The organism is Nocardia farcinica (assembly GCF_029867845.1).
Lineage (GTDB): Bacteria > Actinomycetota > Actinomycetes > Mycobacteriales > Mycobacteriaceae > Nocardia > Nocardia farcinica_A.
This window is the reverse complement of sequence record NZ_JARWRU010000721.1, coordinates 1-1312: the sequence shown is the minus strand read 5'-3', so window position 1 is coordinate 1312 and position 1312 is coordinate 1. Positions and strand designations below refer to the sequence as shown.

The 1312-nt window shown below is 76.4% G+C and carries 2 pseudogenes; both read right to left on the bottom strand.

Features of this window, described 5'->3' with window-relative positions:
- Nucleotides 1-1060: pseudogene (locus QH283_RS15815) on the bottom strand (LuxR C-terminal-related transcriptional regulator); the annotation flags it as partial.
- Nucleotides 1053-1312, bottom strand: a pseudogene (locus tag QH283_RS15810) (Hsp70 family protein); the annotation flags it as partial. The pseudogenes QH283_RS15815 and QH283_RS15810, both read right to left, overlap by 8 nt.

Here is a 1312-nt window from a genome sequence, read left to right as displayed (position 1 = left end):
CGGTCTCGCCGTCGCCCGCCAGGGCGGCCGCCTCGGCCCAGCGCAGCGCCAGAGCCGACTGGTCGGCGCCCGCGGCGGTGGCGGCGGCGTAGTAGCGGGCGGCGGTGTCGGTGTGCCTGGTGGCGGCCGCGGTGAGAAATTCGGCCAGCCGCGGGTCGCGCACGCCCGCCTCGGCGAGCATGAGCGCGGTGTTGTCGCGCAGCAGCCCGGCCTCGATCCTGGCGGCCAGCAGCCTGCGCTGCACGGCCACGAACCGACGGTCGCCGAGCATGGTCCGCAGCGGGGCCACCGCCGGCTCCAGCAGCAGGTCGGCGTCGGTCACCAGGGCGCTCGCACGGGCCCGGTCGATGAGGGCATGGGCCTGTTCCGGCGGCACGCCGAGCACGTCGGTCAGCTCGCCCGCGTCGAGACCGGAGCCCGCCGTGGCGACGGCCAGGGTCTCCAGCAGATCGGGCTCCAGGTTCTCCAGCTGGGTGCGCACCCAGGCGGCGACCGCCTCGTCCACCGCGCGGACGCCCGCGTCCAGCCGGGCCGAGCAGGCCGCCGCCAGCGCCGCCACCACGCCGCCGCGGATGCCGCCGGTCAGCTGATGGATGCGCTGGGCCAACGGTCGCGGCACCATCATGCCCAGTTCCCTGGCGAAGGGCAGCAGGTCGCTGATTCCCAGCGGGCGCAGATCGAGCACCCGGCCGCCGCGGGCCGCGGCCTCGGTCAGCGCGCGCAGCGCCGGGTCGTGCGGGCGCGGCTGCGTCGCCACGATCACCGAACGCCCGCCCGCGCCGATCGCCGCGCACAGGGCGTCCAGATCGGCCCGGCCGAGCCCGTGGGCGTCGTCTACCACCAGCACATCCGCCGGGCCGTTCGCGCCCGCCGGGGTGACGCGCTCGTCGAAAGCGGTGCCGTTCGCGCGCAGCCGGGCCCGGACCAGGGTGAGCAGTGTCGACTTGCCGGTGCCGCAGCGGCCGCGCACCAGGCAGACCACCGGCCGGTGGGCGAGATCGTCGAGTTCGCGCAGCAGGTCGCGCACATAGGGCATGGGGTCGACCGCGATCTCAGCCACCGAGGCCTCCCAGCGCGCCGCCGACGCCCTGGCCGATGCCCTCGCCCAGCTTGCCGACTCCCTCGCCGACCTTGCCGACTCCCTCGCCGACACCGCCGACGACGCCGCCCAGGGTGTTGCCGAGGGTGTTGCCGAGGCCGCCGGTGGAGGGGGAGGAGGGCTGGGTGTGGCCACCGCTCGGTGCCGGTGCCGGTGCCGGTGCCGGTGCGGGAGAGGGAGAGGGAGAGGGAGCCGGAGTCGGCTGGTCGTCGG